This window comes from Streptomyces poonensis (assembly GCF_014650915.1).
In the GTDB taxonomy this organism is placed as follows: domain Bacteria; phylum Actinomycetota; class Actinomycetes; order Streptomycetales; family Streptomycetaceae; genus Streptomyces; species Streptomyces poonensis.
In genome coordinates, this window is sequence record NZ_BMVW01000025.1 from 39,606 (window position 1) to 55,400 (window position 15,795).

Here is a 15,795-nt window from a genome sequence, read left to right on the forward strand (position 1 = left end):
GACCCTGGGGGCGGTCCACAAGCGGGACTGAGCGGTCAGATTGACATGCCCTGGTCAGTACAGGGAACGCCGACGACGTGGCGAGCATCGACGGGTGTCGCACCGATGAATGATCAACCAACAGAAGCGGCGGGAGGCGGCCGTGGAGTTCCGCGGAATCGGGGCGAACGCCGCCCGGCGGGAAATGCGTCAGGGGCCGTTCGAAAACGGCCCCTGATCTCCGACAGCACTGTCGGGACGACAGGATTTGAACCTGCGACCCCTTGACCCCCAGTCAAGTGCGCTACCAAGCTGCGCCACGTCCCGGTGCGTTTCACCGCGGTGTCCCGCGTGATCACGCAAGAAGAACTTTACCCCACGTAGGAGGCTGTCCCGAACCCCGGTTCGGACGGGTGGGCGGAAGGACGCGAGAGAATCGGCGCATGAGCGGGAGCGGAAGCGGGACATCGCGGGGCCGGCAGGTGCAGGGACGTGACCGGGACGAGGAGGGGCGGGCGCGCAACGCCCGGCCGCGGGACGGGCTCGGCCGCCCCCTGCCGTACGGCGCGCCGGGTGTGGCACGGCAGCCGGAGGGAGTCGTACGCGATCCGCGGGAGACCGTGGCCGAGGCGCAGGCGCTGCTCGACGCGGGCAAGCCGTTCCACGCGCACGAGGTCTTCGAGGACGCCTGGAAGTCGGGGCCGGACGCGGAACGCGGCCTGTGGCGGGGGCTCGCCCAGCTCTCGGTGGGCCTCACGCACGCCGCGCGCGGGAACACGACGGGCGGGGCGCGGCTGCTGCGGCGCGGCGCCGGGGCCGTGGAGGAGTGGGCGGCCGGGAGCGGTGAGGCACAGCCGTACGGCATCGGTGTGGCGGAGCTGGGGAACTGGGCGCGGGAGCTGGCCGGCGTCGTGGAGCGTACGGGGACGGCGGTGGACGCGCGCGCGTGGGCACCACGGCTGCGCGGGAGAGGACAGGCGTGAGCGGGTCCCGGGTGCGGGCGCTGTCAGCGGCGTACGGCAGACTCGGGGCGTGCGAACGATTCATGTCATCGGTATCGGGGCGGGCGACCCCGACCAGCTGACCCTGCAGGCGGTCAAGGCGCTGAAGCGCACGGACGTCTTCTTCGTCCTGGACAAGGGCGAGGTGAAGTCGGACCTCGTGCAGGTGCGGCGTGACATCCTCGACGCGCACGTACCGGAGGGCACGTACCGGGTGGTGGAGGCCCGCGATCCGGAGCGCGACCGGTCCGCCGGGGGCGCCTCCTACTCCCCCGCCGTCGGCGACTGGCGCAGCGCCCGCGCCGACATCTACGAGCGGCTGATCGCGGAGGAGCTGGGCGAGGACGAGAGCGGCGCGTTCCTGGTGTGGGGGGATCCCGCGCTGTACGACAGCACGCTGGGAATCCTGGAGGAGATCCTGGAGCGGGGGGCGGTGGCGTTCGCGTACGACGTCGTGCCCGGCATCAGCAGTGTCTCCGCGCTCGTGGCCCGGCACCGTACGGGGCTGAACCGGGTGGCCCGGCCGGTACAGATCACCACGGGGCGCCGGCTGGCCGAGGGGTTCCCCGAGGGCGTGGACGACGTGGTGGTGATGCTCGACGCCCATCAGGTCTTCCGGCAGTACGCCGACGAGGACATCGACATCTACTGGGGCGCCTACATCGGCACCCCCGACGAGATACTCGACTCCGGGCCCCTCGCGGAGGCCGCCCCCCGCATCGAGCGGCTCCGTGCCGAGGCCCGCGAGCGCAAGGGCTGGATCATGGACACGTATCTGCTGCGCAGGAATCCGCGGGGACGGGGCGACTGAGCCTCGCCGCGTCGACACCGGCGCGGCATCACCGCCCCACGCCGCCGTCCCGCCACACCCGCGCGGAGCGCCCCCGCATGCGTCCGGCGCCCCCCGGTGTGAGGGTGGGCCTGTGACGACCACCCGGGATCCGGCACCGCCGGCCGCTCAGCAGCCACCCGTGCTCGACGTACGACGTCGCAACATCGTCTTCGTGACGATCGTGCTGGGTCTGCTGCTCGCGGCACTCGACCAGACCATCGTCGGGACGGCGCTGCCGACGATCGTGGCCGAGCTGGGCGGCGCCGCGCACATGTCGTGGGTCGTCACGTCGTACCTGCTCGCCGAGACGGTCGCGACCGTGCTGGTCGGCAAGTTCGGCGATCTCTTCGGCCGCAAGACCGTCTTCCAGGTGTCGGCGGCCGTCTTCATCATCGGTTCGTTCCTGTGCGGTCTCGCCACGAACATGACGCTGCTGATCCTGTGGCGGGCCGTGCAGGGCATCGGCGCCGGCGGGCTGATGGTGACCTCCATGGCCCTGATCGCGGATGTGATCCCGCTGCGGGAGCGCGGCAAGTACCAGGGCGCGATCGGCGCGGTCTTCGGTGTGTCCACGGTCGTCGGGCCGCTGCTCGGCGGGCTGTTCACCGACCATCTGACCTGGCGCTGGGCCTTCTACGTCAACGTCCCCATCGCGATCGTCGTCATCGCCTCCGCGGCCCGCACCATCCCCTCGGTGAAGGCGGTCGCGCGTCCGGTCATCGACTACCTCGGCATCGCGCTCGTCGCGATCGGCTCCAGTGCCCTGATCCTCGCGACGAGCTGGGGCGGCAACGAGTACGCGTGGGGTTCCGGCGTCATCATCGGTCTGTTCGCGGGCGGCATCATCGCGCTGGCCCTGTTCTGCTGGGCCGAGACCCGCGCGGCCGAGCCGATGCTGCCGATGCGGCTGTTCCGGAACCCGGTCTTCACGGTGTGCTCGGTGCTCAGCTTCATCGTCGGGTTCGCGATGCTCGGCGCGTTGACGTATCTGCCGAGCTACCTCCAGTACGTCGACGGCGACTCGGCCACGGTCTCCGGTGTGCGGACGCTGCCCATGGTCGTCGGACTGCTGATCGCGTCCGTCTTCAGCGGCAACGTGGTCAGCAAGACCGGGCGGTACCGGATCTTCCCGATCGTCGGCTCCGTGGTCATGGGCTGCGGCCTGTATCTGCTGTCCCGCATGGGGCCGGAGACCGGCGCCTGGCTCGAGTCCCTGTACATGTTCGTCCTCGGCGTCGGCATCGGGCTGTCCATGCAGGTGCTGATCATCGCCGTGCAGAACACCGTCGACTACCACGACCTGGGCACGGCGACCTCCGGCGTGACCTTCTTCCGTACGCTGGGCAGCGCGTTCGGCACGGCCGTGTTCGGCACGATCTACGCCAACGCGCTGTCGCCGAATCTCCAGGACGGCGTCGCGGCGGCGGTGCGCACGGGCGTGGCGGACCCCGCGGCCGTCGGCCGGGCCGCGCAGAGCCCGGAGGGCGTGCACAGCCTGCCGGCCGCGGCGGCCCGGCCGGTCGTCGACGCGTACGCCGACACCCTGCACACCGTCTTCCTGTGGACCGTGCCGGTCGCGGCGCTCGGTTTCCTGGTCGCGCTGTTCCTCAAGCAGGTGCCGCTGCGGGACACCGCGCGGGCGAGCTCCGCCGACATGGGCGAGGGGTTCGCGCAGCCGCGCCCCGACGACTCGCAGCAGCAGTTGGAGGCCGCTGTCGCGAGGGTCATCGGCAGTGCGGGGCCGGACACCCTGCGGCGTGTCGTGAGCGACTCCGACACGCGCCTCGACCTGGCGGGTGCCTGGGCGGTGACCCAGGTCGACCTGTTCACGAGGATGGTCGGGCACGCGGGTCTCGGCCTCATCGCCGCCAGCCGGAACACGCCGCCCGAGGTGCTGGTGCCGGTCTTCGACCGCATGGTCGAGGAGGGCTATCTCACCCGCCACGGCTCCCTCTTCTCCCACACCTCGGCGGGAGCGCGCGAGGCCCGGGTGATCAACGCGGCCTGGGCCGACTGGCTCGGCGAACGCCTGGAGCCGGACTACGGCCGGCCCGCGGGCAGGGACCTGCGGGCCGCGGTGGACGCCATCGCCAAGCGGCTCCTCGCGGAGGACCTGGCCGACGGGATGCCCGCGCGGGCGAGGGAACTGGCCGACGCGGGGGCGCCCGGCTAGCCGGGCACGGCTCCCGGGGCCCGGCCGCAGTGGCCGGACGGGTCACCGGTCAGCCGAGCTCCAGGCGGGCCAGCGCCGCCGCGACGTCCGGCACCGCCGTCACGCCCTCGGGCAGGGGCGGTCGCCGTACGACGACGACGGGGAGGCCCAGGTGCCGGGCGGCCACCAGCTTCGCGGCCGTCGCGGCTCCCCCGCTGTCCTTGGTCACCAGGACGTCGATGCGGTGCTCGCGCAGCAGCGCCTTCTCGCCCTCGACCGTGAACGGGCCGCGGGCGAGAAGCACCTCCGCGCGGGCCGGCAGGGGTGGTTCGGGTGGCTCCACCGACCGCAGCAGGAAGTGCGGTCCGTCGAGGTGCGCGAAGGCCGCGAGGCCGAGGCGGCCCGTGGTGAGGAAGACGCGCCGGCCCAGCGTGGGCACGAGGGCGGCGGCCTCGGCGAGGGAGTCCACCGGGTGCCAGTCGTCACCGGGGCCGGGGCGCCAGCCGGGGCGGCGCAGGACCACCGCGGGGACACCGGTGGCCGCGGCGGCGCGGGCGGCGTGCGCCGTGATGCCCGCGGCGAACGGGTGCGTGGCGTCGACGAGCGCGTCGACCGCGTGCTCGCGCAGCCAGTCCGCGAGGCCCTCGGCGCCGCCGAACCCTCCGGTGCGTACCTCCCCCGCCTGCTCCAGCGGCCGGGACACCCGCCCGGCGAGCGAGGTGGTGACGCGCACGCCGGGGCGCGCCGCGAGCGACGCGGCGAGTTCCCGCGCCTCGGTGGTGCCGCCGAGGACGAGGACGTGGGCGGGCGGGGACAGCGGGGACTGCGGGGACATGGCGTCGAGCGTACGGGCAGGCCCGCGGCCGGCCGTCAGGGGAGCAGCAGCTGAAGCCCGCCGAGCACCGTGGCCGCGATCACCAGCTGCTCGAACAGCCGCTGGTTGATGCGGTCCACGGCCCACTTGCCGACGAGCGCGCCCGGCAGGACGAAGAGCACCAGGGCTGCGTCGATCAGCAGCGAGTGGCCGTCGATCAGCCCCAGCCCGACGCTGAACGGCACCTTGGAGACGTTGACGATCAGGAAGAAGAACGCCGACGTGCCCAGGAAGCCCAGCTTCCGGAAGCCCGCCGAGAGCAGGTACAGCGACATCACGGGGCCGCCCGCGTTGGCGACCATCGTGGTGAAGCCGCCGAGCACCCCGTACGAGCGGGCCTTGACGCGGCCGGCACGGGTGGTCACCTCGTCGGGGTCCGTCTCCCGCTCGGCGGCGCGCCGCCGCCACACCGTGACCGCCGCCATCATCAGCAGGATCGCGCCGATCGAGGTCCGTACGATCCCGTCGTCGGCCCACATCAGGAACACCGTGCCGAGCACGACGCCCGCGGCGACGGCCGGGAAGAGCCGCCACAGGGTGGGCCAGTGGGCGTGCCGCCGGTAGGTGAGCACGGCCAGCACGTCCCCGGCGATGAGGATCGGCAGCAGGACGCCGGTGGACGCCCGGGCGGGCAGGATCGCCGCGAAGACGGCGAGGCTCACCGTGTTGGCCCCGCTCACGGCCGTCTTCGAGAAGCCGACGAGGAAAGCCGCGAAGGCGAGGGCGGTGAATTCGGCGAGGGACAGGTGCCCCAGTGTCATCGTGTTCATGCGGGCACCGATGCTATGCCCACGTATCTCTGCGTGACAGGACCGTCTCGACAGGTGGCGCCTGCACATGGACCCTCGCCCGTCTCCCTGGGAGGATCTCCGGTCAGCCCTCACCGACGCAGCTGGAGGCAGACATGACCGAGGCGCGCGAGCACACCTTGACCGGTACGCGCGGGCAAGTCGTCGTACGGGAGTGGCCGCGCCCGCGGCCGCGGTACGTCGCGCTCCTCGTCCACGGCTACGGCGAGCACATCGGCCGGTACGAGCACGTGGCCGGCGTGCTCACCGCGCACGGCGCCGCCGTGTTCGGGCCCGACCACATGGGGCACGGCGCGTCGGCCGGCGAGCGGGTGCTGATCAAGGACTTCGAGGACGTCGTCACCGATGTGCGCGCGGTGGAGGAGCTGGCCCGGGCCGCGCATCCCGGCGTGCCGGTCGTGCTGATCGGCCACTCGATGGGCGGGCTGATCGCGGCCCGGTACGCGCAGCGGTACGGCGCCGGGCTCGCGGCGCTCGTGCTGTCCGGGCCGGTGATCGGCTCCTGGGAGCTGCCGCGCACGCTGCTCGCGGCCGAGGAACTGCCGGACACCCCCATCGACACGGCCCTGCTGTCCCGCGATCCCGAGGTCGGTGCCGTGTACGCGGCCGATCCGCTGGTGTGGCACGGGCCGTTCAGGCGCCCGACGCTGGAGGCGTTCGTGCGCGCCCTGGAGACCGTCGGCGAGAGCGGGGACGTCGGTCCGCTGCCCCTGCTGTGGGTGCACGGCGACGACGACCGCATCGTGCCGCTCGCCGCGAGCCGTCCGGGCGTCGGGACACTGAGCGGCGCCGACCGGACCGAGCGCGTGTACCTGGGCGCGCGGCACGAGGTGTTCAACGAGACGAACAAGGACGAGGTCCTGGCGGACGTGACGGCGTTCGTGGACCGGGTCCTGACTCGCTGAGCGCGGTGCGCGGACGCGTCCCTCTCCCCCCGCTGACGTGCGGTCGGCGTGTTTCCACCCCGGGGGGCTGGGCACCCGCGCCTCCATGGAGTGGTTGCGGCAAGCGGCCTGCGTGGGAGAGGACCCCGATCTCTTCTTCCCCGTGGGCACGACGGGTCCGGCGTTGCAGGACATCGCCGACGCCAAACGCATCTGCGCCGGCTGCCCGGTGATCAGCGAGTGTCTCTCCTGGGCACTGGGCAGCGGCCAGACGTCGGGTGTGTGGGGTGGCCTCGCGGAGGACGAACGCACCGCACTGCTCCGTACCGCCGGGGACACGAGTGAGCCCCGGCACGACGTGATGAGGAGCAACGCATCATGACGGAAGTGACGAGCACCCTCCCGGAGCCCGCCCGCGGGAAGACCGGGGAGGCCCTGCAGGACACCCTGGTCGATCTGCTGGGGATCTCGCTCGTCGGGAAGCAGGCCCACTGGAACATCGTGGGGCCGAGGTTCCGTTCGATCCACCTCCAGCTCGACGAGGTGGTGGACACGGCCCGTGCGTACTCCGACACCGTGGCCGAGCGCGCCGCGGCGATCGGCGTTCCGCCGGACGGCCGTCCGGAGACCATCGCGTCCCGGTTCTCCCTGCCGAGCACGAAGGACGGCTGGCTGCGGGACACCGATGTCGTCTCGCTCCTCGTGGAGACACTGGAGGCGGCGATCGGGCGGCTGCGCGAGCGCATCGCCGTCACGGAGGAGTCCGACCCGGTCACCCAGGACCTGCTGATCTCCATCACGGCCGATCTGGAGAAGCAGCGCTGGATGTTCCAGGCCGAGGACTACCCGCGCGAGGACTGACCAGGCCCGGACGCGGACCGCACGTGCACGAAAGGGGCCCCTCATGGCCGACGCCCATGACATCGAAGTGCTGTGGAACGACTTCCACCGCGTCGTGAACATGCCCTCCCCGGAACTGGCGGACTGGCTGCGGATGCACGACGCCGGCGAGAACGTCGAGCCGCTCCCCGACCAGGCGGGCGGCGAGATCGGCCGGCATGTGCTGGCCATCCTGCAGAAGCGGCGCAGGGACCTCACCGACGGCGACATCGAGGTGATGCAGCACGTCGTGGACGAGATCCTGTCGCAGGTGGACCTGGAGAACGAGCCGGAGCCGGAGAGCGGACACGACACACTCCGGCGCCACCATCTCATGTCGCTGGGCCACGATCCGCTCCGGGCGCCGCGGACGACATAGCGGCGGACAGGGAGCGTGGCCGTGGACCGCGTCGTCCGGGAGCTGACCGCGGCGGAAGGCCGTACCTACGCCGAGGAGGCGGGCATCCGGCTGAGGGACACCCCTCAGCCGTTGTACCGCCTCCTCGTGCTGTCCTGTCTGCTCAGCGCCCGCATCCGCAGCTCCACCGCCCTCGCGGCCGCCCGGGCCCTGTTCGAGGCGGGTTTCGGCAGCCCGCGCGCCATGGCCGACGCCACCTGGCAGCAGCGGGTCGACGCGCTCGGCCGTGGTGGCTACCGGCGGTACGACGAGCGCACGTCGACGCAGCTCGGTGACGGCGCCCGGCTGGTCCTGGACCGCTGGGGCGGCGACCTGCGGCGGCTGCGGAAGGAGGCCGACGGGGATGTCGGCGAGCTGGACCGGCTGCTCCAGAAGGTGCCCGGCATCGGCCCGGCCGGCGCCGCCATCTTCCTGCGCGAGGTGCAGCGGGTGTGGCCGGAGCCGGCGCCCTACCTCGACGGCAAGGCGCTGTCCGGCGCCCGCCGACTGGGGCTCCCGGACGATCCCCGGCAGCTGCTGAAGCGCGCCGGGGACATCGAACCGGCCGTACTGGCGGCCGCGTTGGTGCGCGCGGCGCTCGACAAGCAGGTGGTCGAGGAGTGTCTGCGCCGGGCGGGCTGACGCGTCGACCCGAGACCGGATACCTGAGCTCCCCGCGGGCGGACCCACGGGGAGCTCGGTCGGTTCAGGTGCTCGAAGGGCCACTCGAAGGGCGGCTGCGGCGGTACGCGAGCCAGCCCGCCGCCGTGAGCAGCGCGGCCACCGAGGCGAGGGTCAGGACGGCGGTGCCGGTGGAGGCGAGACTGCCGCCGGCCGTGGTACCGGTGCCGCCTGTGGATCCGCCGGTGCCACCCGTGCCGGACGTGCCCCCGCTGTCACCGTCCGTACCTCCCGTGCCGCCCGTACCACCGCCGTCCGTGCCGCCCGTTTCGTCGTCGGTGTCCACCGGATCCTGGCCGACGAAGCTGACGGGCACCTTGACGTCCTGCGAACGGTCGCCGGACAGCGTGTGGTCGGCGCGGGTGGCGAGCACGCACGTCGCCTCGAAGCAGTCGGTGAACTCGTCACGGGCGTCGACGGTCAGCTCGACCTCGAAGGTGCCGCCCTCGCCGTACGGGGTCGCCAGGTCCTGGCCGTAGTCCGGCGGGTTCGAGGAGATCCACGCCGAGCTGTGGGAGCCGCCGGTCATGTCGACGCCGCCGATGCACGGGGTGGGCAGTTCGCCGTCGCCGTTGTCGACGCACAGGGCGACGTACAGGCCCTTCTTCTCGTCGTAGCCGGAGCCGCTGATCCGCAGCGTCTGGTTCTCGGTGGCGAGGCCGTTGACCGGTGTGACGGTGAGTTTCTGGCCCTCGGGTCCGGTGACGGTCCTGGTGCCCGACGGCTCCGGGTTCTCCCCGCCGTCCCCGTCGCCGTCCCCGTCGCCGCCACCGTCACCGCCGTCGTCACCGCCGTCGTCACCGCTCTCGGTGACCGTGAGGGTGACCGGCGCGGTGCGGGTGGTGCCGGTGGTGTTGGTGAACTCGGCGCGGTACTCGTACCCGTCGTGGGCCGCCTTCGCGGTGAAGGAGTACGCCGGGTCCGTCGCCCCCTCGATGGACTTCCACGTCTGGGCGCCGTCGGTGCTGACCTGCCAGCGCACGGTGGGCTCCGGGGCGCCCTCGGCCGCCGCCACGAACGAGACCTCGTCGCCCGGGGCGGCCGACTGGTCCGTGGGGGCCTGGGTGACCTTGGGGGACATGCGCCGGTCCAGCTTGACGATCTTGCCCTCGGCGGGGCTGGTGGCGTAGACGGCGGTGCCGCCCGGGGCGACCGCGAGGGCGGCCTGGCCCGACTGCCCGTGGTTGCCCGGCAGTGCGGTGGCCTCGGCGGCCTCCTCGTACGTCTTCGTGTCGTACACGGCCAGGGATCCGTCGTTGTCCGAGCCGCTGCCGGTCTCCCCGCTGTCCTGCCAGAGGACGAACGCGCTGCCCGTGGCCGCGTCGAAGGCGATGTCCGCCGGCCGGTCCGCGCCCTCGATGGTGGTCAGCAGCTTCGCGTCCTTGTCGTAGACGCGTACGGAGGTGCCGCCGCCCACCCAGACGTTGCCGGTGGCCGGGTCGGGCTCGACCGAGTACACGAGGCCGTCGGGCAGTGCGGCCGTGGCGGTGACGGCGAGGGAACCGGTGTCGACGCGGCGCAGCTGCCCGCCGCCGGAACCCGCGGACCAGGCAGCCTTGTTGCCGGTGTCCACGCCGAGCAGGGAGCCGCCGTCCAGGGTGACCGTGCGCCGCACCTCACCCGTGGCGGTCTCCACCTCGGAGAGCGCGGCGCCCTGGGCGACGAGGACCGTGCCGTCCGCCGTGCCCGGTCCGGTGTCGGTGATCGACGCCCCCGGCGGCCAGACGCCCCGCGCGGCCGTGTCGCCGTCCTTCGCGGTGCCGATGCCGCGCACCGCGTACTGGAAGACGACACCGTCGCCGGAGAGCGGGGCGACGACCTGGTTGACCGTACGGCCGGCCATGGTGCCGGCGGAGTTCGGCGCCTGGCTGATGTGGCTGCGGACCGTGCCGTCGGCGGCGTCGAGGACGTACAGGCCCTGCTCGTTGACGTCCGCGGTGTCGGCGAGGTTGTCGGAGCCGACGTACAGCTTCCCGGAGTCGGGGTGGAGGAGGAGGTCGCGCGGCCTGCCCGCGGTCGTGAACTCGGCCGACCGCTGGTAACTGACGGTTCCGGCGGGCACGTCCACGCCGTCTCCGCCGCCGCCCCCGCCGCCGGTGTCCTGGCCCTCGAAGGTGACGGGGACACGGACGTCCTGGGAGCGGTCGCCGCTGCCGCGGTGGTCGACGCGGGTGACGACCGCGCAGGTGACCTCGGCGCAGTCGAGGCCGTCGCCCTCGGCCGCGATCTCGATCTCGACGTCGAACGTGCCGCCGTCTCCGTACGCGGTGGCGAACTCGCCCTCGTAGGTGTCGCCCTCGGGGACGATCCACTTGGACGCGCCGCCGTCCCCGGTCATGTCGGCGCCACCGAGGCAGGGGCTGGGCACCCGGTTGTCGCCGTTGTCCTTGCAGAAGGCGACGTAGATGCCCTTGGTCTCGTCGTAGCCCGCACCGGTGACCCTGATCTTCTCGCCGTCCGGGTCGAGGTTCGCGGAGGCGGAGACGGTCAGTTTCTGGCCGTCCTTGCCCAGCCCCGTCCGTGGCGTGTCGGCGGCGCCGGCCACGGTGGCCAGTGCGAGGGAGGCGGTGGCCAGCGCGGCCGCGCCGAGGAGCGCGGCCGCGTGTCTGAGCCGCGGTCCGGCCGTACGGCCCGGCCGGCCCCGGACCGTCGATGCTTCTGCCATGGAAGGGTTCCTCACTCTGTACGGGTGCGCCGCCGCACGGACGCGCCCTGCCCGGGTTCGCCCGGTACGCCGAGGGCCGGGCCCCCTGGCACGGGACCCGGCCGGACGGACGGTTACTGGAAGCTGATGGGGACGTGGACGTCGTACCTGCGGTCGTTCGTGTCGAAGTGGTCGGCGCGGGTGACGACGGCACAGGTGACGTCCTCGCCGCAGACCTGGCCGTCGTCGAGCGTCGCCTTGACGTAGATCTGCGCGCTGAAGCTGCCGCCCGGGCCGAACTTGGAGCTGTTGGCGAACAGGCCGCCGAAGGTGTTGTTGACCCAGTGCGAGGCGCCGGTCGAGCCGCTCTCGTCCTGACCGCCCAGACAGGGGGTGGGCTTGGCCGCGCCCTGCGCCCCGCTGACCGCGCACAGGCCGACGTACACGCCCTGGCCGGGGTTGTAGCCGGTGCCCGAGACGGTGATGACCTGCCCGGACGCGGAGGCGGTGGCGGGCGCGGTGAGCGACAGGCCGTACGTGACGCCTCCGTCGGTGACCGTGCGGGTCGCGGTGGCGGCGGAGGCCGACGTGGCGAGGCCCAGGGTGAGCGCGGCGGATGCGGCGACGGCGAGGCCGGCCCGGGCGGCGGTACGGGCGGACGGCAGAACTCTCATGATGCGCGGAACACCTTTCCGGAGTTCGGGGACGGGGCGGTGACGGGCCCGGGAAGGCCCACCCGACTTAGGTAAGGCAAACCTAAATATGGTTTCCGGCGGGTTGTCAACAGCGGGCGAGGGACGGCGGGAATCCGCCGACTGCCGCACACAGGAAGGGACTTGGCCGCTTCCGGGCACGCCGGGGAGCGGGCCGGTGAACGGCCCGCTCCTGTCGTACGTACCTGCCGGACGGGTCAGCCGTGCCGTACGGCGAACTCCACGGCCGCGGACCGGCCGCCGGACACGGAGTCCAGCGCCACCGCGTGCTCGCCCTCGACGGCCGTGGCGTACACCGGGAACGCCTGCGACACACGCCCGGAACCGTCGGCCACCACGTCGTAGCGGGTGTCGCCGTCGATGGCGACGAGCACCACCTCGCCCGGCTCGAACCCGGCCCCCGTGACCAGCTGTTCACCGCCCGGGGCGAGGGACGGGCGGGCCACGCCCGCGGAGGGGGCCTCCTCGTCCTCCGCGGCGCCCCGCGGGCCCGCTCCCGGCCCGGACGTCGCACCCGGCACCGGCTCCGGGGCCTGCCCTTGCCCCTCTTCCTGTTCCGGAGCGCTCGGCGACGCCGGCGACCGGCCGTCACCCGCCTGTGCCGGAACGCCCACGGTCACGTCGAGCGGGGCCAGTTCCCCGCCCTCCGCGTACGCCTTCCCGCTCCAGGAGGACAGCAGTTCGGCGCCCGCGGCGGTCAGGGTGGTCCGCAGGCCCGTCCAGGTCGCCCCGGCGCTCCGTACGACCGGCGCGGACGGGCCGGACCCCACGTCGGCGAGGGCGAGCCGGCGCGCGCCGCCCGCCTGCTCGGCCCGTACGTACAGGGTCCCCGTGCCGCCGTCCAGGCGCAGCCGCAGCTCGTCGAGGACCAGGTCGCCCCCTTCGGCGCCCGCCACGGAGAGCCGGAGGGCGCCCGCCAGCCCGACGTCCGCGTCCCCGGCCGTGGGGGTCGCGCTGCCACCGGTGACCGGCAGCCAGCTGCGGCCTCCCGCCCCGCCCACCGCGGGTTCCTCGGCGCGCACCGTCACGTCCGCGCCGCCGCCGGCCGGACCCGACCAGCTCGCATAGCCTCCCGACACCTCGTACGGGGCCCGCGCCCCGTCCTCCGCCGCCTGCGCCGGCGCCTGGCAGAGGAGCGCGATCAGCACTCCTCCCGCGAGGGCGGCGACCGGTCTCTTCCTCATGTGGCCCCCTGCTGCTCCCTGACGCGCGATCGGTTCGACCGACGCGTCACGTGGATTCGATCGGCGCGTACGTGCACTCGTACGGATCCGGCGCGTGACGGCCGCGCCGTGCCGTCACTTCGTCTCCGTGCCGTCGGCGGTCCGCGCGCCACGGCGCCGCCGGGCCCACACCCAGCTGACACCGCCGGCCGCCACCAGTCCTGCGGCGGCGAGCCCGACGGGCAGCGCGGTCCCGCTCCCGGTGCTGGCGAGCGGGCCGTCCGCGGAGTCGTCACCGGCACCGCCCGTGCCGTCGGCCGCGGACGGACCGGCGCTCGCGGTGGCACCCGGACTCGTGGTCGCCGACGGCTCGGGGGCGCCGGCGCCGGAGCCGTCGCCGAAGGTCACCGGAACGCGCACGGTCTGGCTCTGGTCGCCGCCGCGCGTGTGGTCGTTGCGGGTGATGACCGCGCAGGTGACGCCGGACTTGGTGCAGTCGGTGTTCGCGTCCTTGGCCCGCACCTTGATCTTCACCGAGAAGGAGCCCTGGTGCCCGCTCCCCTCGTACGGCTTCGCCAGCCCCTCCCCGTACGACGGCGGATCGGAGGAGATCCACGCCGACGCCCCGGACTCCCCCGACATGTCGACGCCGCCGACGCACGGAGTGGGCGTCCTCCCCGCCCCGTTGTCCACGCAGAACGCGACGTAGATGCCCTTCTCGGTGTTGTAGCCGGAGCCCGTCACAGTCACCGTCTCGCCCGCCGGATCGAGGCCGGACGCCTTCGACACCGTCAGTTTCTGTCCCTCGGGGCCGGTCGCCGAGGTTCCGGCGGCCGCCGCTCCGGGCGACACCGTGAGGACCAGGGCGCTCGCGAGGGCCAGCAGAGCCGGCCCGCCTCGCAGAGCACGTACGCCACTTCTGTGCATCGGAGTTCAGCACCCCCACGGTAGGCAACTCAGGTAAGGCTAACCTAAAGTATCCGCCGACATGTTCGGTCCACATGTTCGGATCACAAGAGGGAGCAGCCGGGCGATGCACATCCCAGGAAAGACATCAACACCCGTTGTCCACCGGGGTGTTGCCGCCCTGCTCCTCGCCCTGACCATGCTGCTCGCCGGCTGCGGCGGCACCGCCGGCGGCGGGACCGGGAGCGGCGGGACCGGGACGGCGTCCACGCCGGCCGGGGCGAGCGCGCGGGCCGCCGCGGCGCGCGAGCAGCTGGAGAGGAACACGATCGTCCCGCTGGAGGGCGAGGCTCCCACTCCCGGACTGCCCGTCACGGTCGACTCCTCCGACGGACGGAAGGTCACCGTCGAGGACGCCTCGCGGATCCTGCCGCTCAACGGCGGTGTCGCGGAGATCGTGTTCACGCTCGGGCTCGGCGACCGCGTCGTCGGCCGGGACATCACCGCCACGTTCGAGGAGGCGAAGAACCTCCCGCTGGTGACCAAGGCCCACGACGTGAGCGCGGAGAGCGTGCTCTCGCTGAAGCCCACGGTGGTGCTCGCCGACACCGACACCGGCCCCGATGAGGCGCTCGACCACATCCGCGACGCCGGCGTCCCGGTGGTCGTCCTGGACCCGGCCACCGAACTGGCCGACGTGTCCACCCGTACGACGCGCATCGCCGAGGCCCTCGGCGTGCCCGGGGCGGGCCAGGCCCTCAACGAGCGCATCGACGGTGAACTCGCCGCCGCCCGCGCGAACGTACCCGAGGGCAGCCGGCCCAAGGTCGCGTTCCTGTACCTGCGGGGCAGCGCCGCCGTCTACCTCATCGGCGGCGAGGGCTCCGGCGCGGACTCGCTCGTCGAGGCGGCGGGCGCGGTGGACGCGGGCAAGGCCTCGGGCCTGGACCAGCCGTTCACCCCCATCACCAGCGAGGCACTGGTCAAGGCGCAGCCGGATGTGATCCTGATGATGACCAAGGGGCTGGAGTCCGTCGGCGGTGTCGACGGACTCCAGGAGATCCCGGGCATCGCCCAGACCCCGGCGGGCCTGGACCGCCGCGTGGTCGACCTGGAGGACGGGGTGCTCCTCGGCTACGGCCCGCGCACCCCGCTGGTCATCGACATCCTGGTGGACCGCATCCACGCGAAGTGACCACCAAGTGACCACGAAGTGCCCGCGAAGTGCCCACGAATGGCATATGTGACCTGGAGCGATGAGCGGAAAAAGAGAGCGCTTCGAAAGTACGATCATTCAATGTCTGACATGACCGAAACCACGCCCGGCTGGTTGAGTCCCGACGACCTCGAGTCGGCCCGCGCCCACATGCCGATCCTGTACGTCGAGGCCGTGCCGGTACGCGTCGACGACAGCGGCGAAGTGACCAGCGTCGGCCTGCTGCTCCGCATCGGGCCGGACGGAACGGTCAGCCGTACGCTCGTCTCCGGCCGGGTGCTGCACCACGAGCGGGTCCGTGACGCCCTGCTGCGCCATCTGGAGAAGGATCTCGGGCCGGTGGCACTGCCCCGGGTCCCGCCCTCCCTGCAGCCGTTCACGGTCGCCGAGTACTTCCCGACGCTGGGCATCACGCCGTTCCACGACCCGCGCCAGCACGCGGTGGCCCTCGCCTACATCGTTCCGGTGAGCGGCGACTGCCGCCCCCGGCAGGACGCCCTCGACCTGGTCTGGTTCAGCCCGCAGGAGGCCGCCTCGGCCATGGTGCAGAGCGAGATGCCGGGGGGCCAGGGCGTCGTGCTGAAGCAGGCGCTGGCACACGTCGGCTGCCTGTCCTGACCCGGTCCGCGCGGCGGCCGCCGTCCGGTGCGGCGGACCGGACGGCG

16 protein-coding genes and 1 tRNA gene are annotated in these 15,795 nt (G+C 73.0%); 10 read left to right on the forward strand and 7 right to left on the reverse strand.

Translation table 11 applies throughout. The features are described 5' to 3' along the window. Positions 1 to 232: 232 nt before the first annotated feature. A tRNA-Pro gene (locus IE242_RS35215) sits at positions 233 to 306 on the reverse strand. 116 nt (positions 307 to 422) lie between these two features. Between IE242_RS35215 and IE242_RS35220 the strand changes: the two genes are divergently transcribed. The 3 genes from IE242_RS35220 to IE242_RS35230 all read left to right on the forward strand — a co-directional run bounded on the left by IE242_RS35220 (position 423) and on the right by IE242_RS35230 (position 3,985). Then, positions 423 to 962: a DUF309 domain-containing protein gene (locus IE242_RS35220; protein WP_189866793.1), complete on the forward strand. Its 540-nt coding sequence runs from the start codon at positions 423 to 425 to the stop codon at positions 960 to 962. 49 nt (positions 963 to 1,011) lie between these two features. Further along, entirely contained in the window at positions 1,012 to 1,791 is a 780-nt protein-coding gene (gene cobF, locus IE242_RS35225) for a precorrin-6A synthase (deacetylating) (protein ID WP_189866795.1), read from the forward strand. Positions 1,792 to 1,903: 112 nt separating this feature from the next. Continuing rightward, the gene (locus IE242_RS35230; protein ID WP_189866797.1) at positions 1,904 to 3,985 is read left to right on the forward strand and encodes an MDR family MFS transporter; all 2,082 of its coding nucleotides are present in this window, start codon (positions 1,904 to 1,906) and stop codon (positions 3,983 to 3,985) included. 49 nt (positions 3,986 to 4,034) lie between these two features. On the opposite strand, the gene IE242_RS35235 is transcribed toward IE242_RS35230, so the two are convergent. Beyond that, positions 4,035 to 4,799: a cobalt-precorrin-6A reductase gene (locus IE242_RS35235; RefSeq protein WP_189866799.1), complete on the reverse strand. Its 765-nt coding sequence runs from the start codon at positions 4,797 to 4,799 to the stop codon at positions 4,035 to 4,037. Between the two features lie 35 nt (positions 4,800 to 4,834). Further along, complete coding sequence (locus tag IE242_RS35240; RefSeq protein WP_189866800.1) at positions 4,835 to 5,608, reverse strand: sulfite exporter TauE/SafE family protein; 774 nt, start codon at positions 5,606 to 5,608, stop codon at positions 4,835 to 4,837. 134 nt (positions 5,609 to 5,742) lie between these two features. On the opposite strand from IE242_RS35240, the gene IE242_RS35245 reads away from it, so the two are divergent. The 5 genes from IE242_RS35245 to IE242_RS35265 all read left to right on the forward strand — a co-directional run bounded on the left by IE242_RS35245 (position 5,743) and on the right by IE242_RS35265 (position 8,449). Then, positions 5,743 to 6,552 carry an alpha/beta hydrolase gene (locus tag IE242_RS35245; protein WP_189866802.1) on the forward strand — a complete coding sequence of 270 codons (810 nt, stop codon included), beginning with the start codon at positions 5,743 to 5,745 and terminating at the stop codon, positions 6,550 to 6,552. An 85-nt stretch (positions 6,553 to 6,637) separates the two neighbouring features. Next, a complete protein-coding gene (locus tag IE242_RS35250; RefSeq protein WP_189866804.1) occupies positions 6,638 to 6,913 on the forward strand; it encodes a WhiB family transcriptional regulator in 276 nt (91 codons plus the stop codon). Further along, positions 6,910 to 7,392, forward strand: coding sequence for a Dps family protein (locus IE242_RS35255; protein WP_189866805.1), 483 nt, complete (start codon positions 6,910 to 6,912; stop codon positions 7,390 to 7,392). Before IE242_RS35250 ends, IE242_RS35255 begins: the two co-directional genes overlap by 4 nt. 43 nt (positions 7,393 to 7,435) lie before the next feature. Beyond that, positions 7,436 to 7,789, forward strand: coding sequence for a DUF3140 domain-containing protein (locus IE242_RS35260; protein WP_189866807.1), 354 nt, complete (start codon positions 7,436 to 7,438; stop codon positions 7,787 to 7,789). 21 nt (positions 7,790 to 7,810) lie between these two features. Continuing rightward, entirely contained in the window at positions 7,811 to 8,449 is a 639-nt protein-coding gene (locus IE242_RS35265) for an HhH-GDP family DNA glycosylase (protein WP_373299668.1), read from the forward strand. Positions 8,450 to 8,513: 64 nt separating this feature from the next. Here the strand turns inward: IE242_RS35265 and IE242_RS35270 are convergent, their stop codons facing one another. From IE242_RS35270 to IE242_RS35285, 4 genes are all read right to left on the reverse strand, one after another. Next, complete coding sequence (locus IE242_RS35270; protein ID WP_189866811.1) at positions 8,514 to 11,153, reverse strand: immunoglobulin domain-containing protein; 2,640 nt, start codon at positions 11,151 to 11,153, stop codon at positions 8,514 to 8,516. Between the two features lie 113 nt (positions 11,154 to 11,266). Next, positions 11,267 to 11,806, reverse strand: coding sequence for a neocarzinostatin apoprotein domain-containing protein (locus tag IE242_RS35275; RefSeq protein WP_189866813.1), 540 nt, complete (start codon positions 11,804 to 11,806; stop codon positions 11,267 to 11,269). A 236-nt stretch (positions 11,807 to 12,042) separates the two neighbouring features. After that, on the reverse strand, positions 12,043 to 13,029 hold the full coding sequence (locus IE242_RS35280) for an HtaA domain-containing protein (RefSeq protein WP_189866815.1): 987 nt from the start codon (positions 13,027 to 13,029) through the stop codon (positions 12,043 to 12,045). Positions 13,030 to 13,143: 114 nt separating this feature from the next. After that, positions 13,144 to 13,935, reverse strand: a complete 792-nt coding sequence (locus IE242_RS35285; RefSeq protein ID WP_229859890.1) for a hypothetical protein — start codon at positions 13,933 to 13,935, stop codon at positions 13,144 to 13,146. A gap of 106 nt (positions 13,936 to 14,041) precedes the next feature. On the opposite strand from IE242_RS35285, the gene IE242_RS35290 reads away from it, so the two are divergent. Further along, positions 14,042 to 15,109: a heme/hemin ABC transporter substrate-binding protein gene (locus tag IE242_RS35290; protein ID WP_189866817.1), complete on the forward strand. Its 1,068-nt coding sequence runs from the start codon at positions 14,042 to 14,044 to the stop codon at positions 15,107 to 15,109. A gap of 102 nt (positions 15,110 to 15,211) precedes the next feature. Then, complete coding sequence (locus tag IE242_RS35295; RefSeq protein ID WP_189866819.1) at positions 15,212 to 15,748, forward strand: NUDIX hydrolase family protein; 537 nt, start codon at positions 15,212 to 15,214, stop codon at positions 15,746 to 15,748. The last annotated feature ends 47 nt before the right edge of the window (positions 15,749 to 15,795 follow it).

What these genes read in the sequence shown, in the direction of transcription:
- IE242_RS35220 (WP_189866793.1), top strand. Translation starts at nt 423, where the DNA reads ATGAGCGGGAGCGGAAGCGGGACATCGCGGGGCCGGCAGGTGCAGGGA.
- IE242_RS35235 (WP_189866799.1), bottom strand. Translation starts at nt 4,799, where the DNA reads ATGTCCCCGCAGTCCCCGCTGTCCCCGCCCGCCCACGTCCTCGTCCTC.
- IE242_RS35240 (WP_189866800.1), bottom strand. Translation starts at nt 5,608, where the DNA reads ATGAACACGATGACACTGGGGCACCTGTCCCTCGCCGAATTCACCGCC.
- IE242_RS35245 (WP_189866802.1), top strand. Translation starts at nt 5,743, where the DNA reads ATGACCGAGGCGCGCGAGCACACCTTGACCGGTACGCGCGGGCAAGTC.
- IE242_RS35250 (WP_189866804.1), top strand. Translation starts at nt 6,638, where the DNA reads ATGGAGTGGTTGCGGCAAGCGGCCTGCGTGGGAGAGGACCCCGATCTC.
- IE242_RS35255 (WP_189866805.1), top strand. Translation starts at nt 6,910, where the DNA reads ATGACGGAAGTGACGAGCACCCTCCCGGAGCCCGCCCGCGGGAAGACC.
- IE242_RS35260 (WP_189866807.1), top strand. Translation starts at nt 7,436, where the DNA reads ATGGCCGACGCCCATGACATCGAAGTGCTGTGGAACGACTTCCACCGC.
- IE242_RS35270 (WP_189866811.1), bottom strand. Translation starts at nt 11,153, where the DNA reads ATGGCAGAAGCATCGACGGTCCGGGGCCGGCCGGGCCGTACGGCCGGA.
- IE242_RS35275 (WP_189866813.1), bottom strand. Translation starts at nt 11,806, where the DNA reads ATGAGAGTTCTGCCGTCCGCCCGTACCGCCGCCCGGGCCGGCCTCGCC.
- IE242_RS35280 (WP_189866815.1), bottom strand. Translation starts at nt 13,029, where the DNA reads ATGAGGAAGAGACCGGTCGCCGCCCTCGCGGGAGGAGTGCTGATCGCG.
- IE242_RS35285 (WP_229859890.1), bottom strand. Translation starts at nt 13,935, where the DNA reads ATGCACAGAAGTGGCGTACGTGCTCTGCGAGGCGGGCCGGCTCTGCTG.
- IE242_RS35290 (WP_189866817.1), top strand. Translation starts at nt 14,042, where the DNA reads ATGCACATCCCAGGAAAGACATCAACACCCGTTGTCCACCGGGGTGTT.
- IE242_RS35295 (WP_189866819.1), top strand. Translation starts at nt 15,212, where the DNA reads ATGTCTGACATGACCGAAACCACGCCCGGCTGGTTGAGTCCCGACGAC.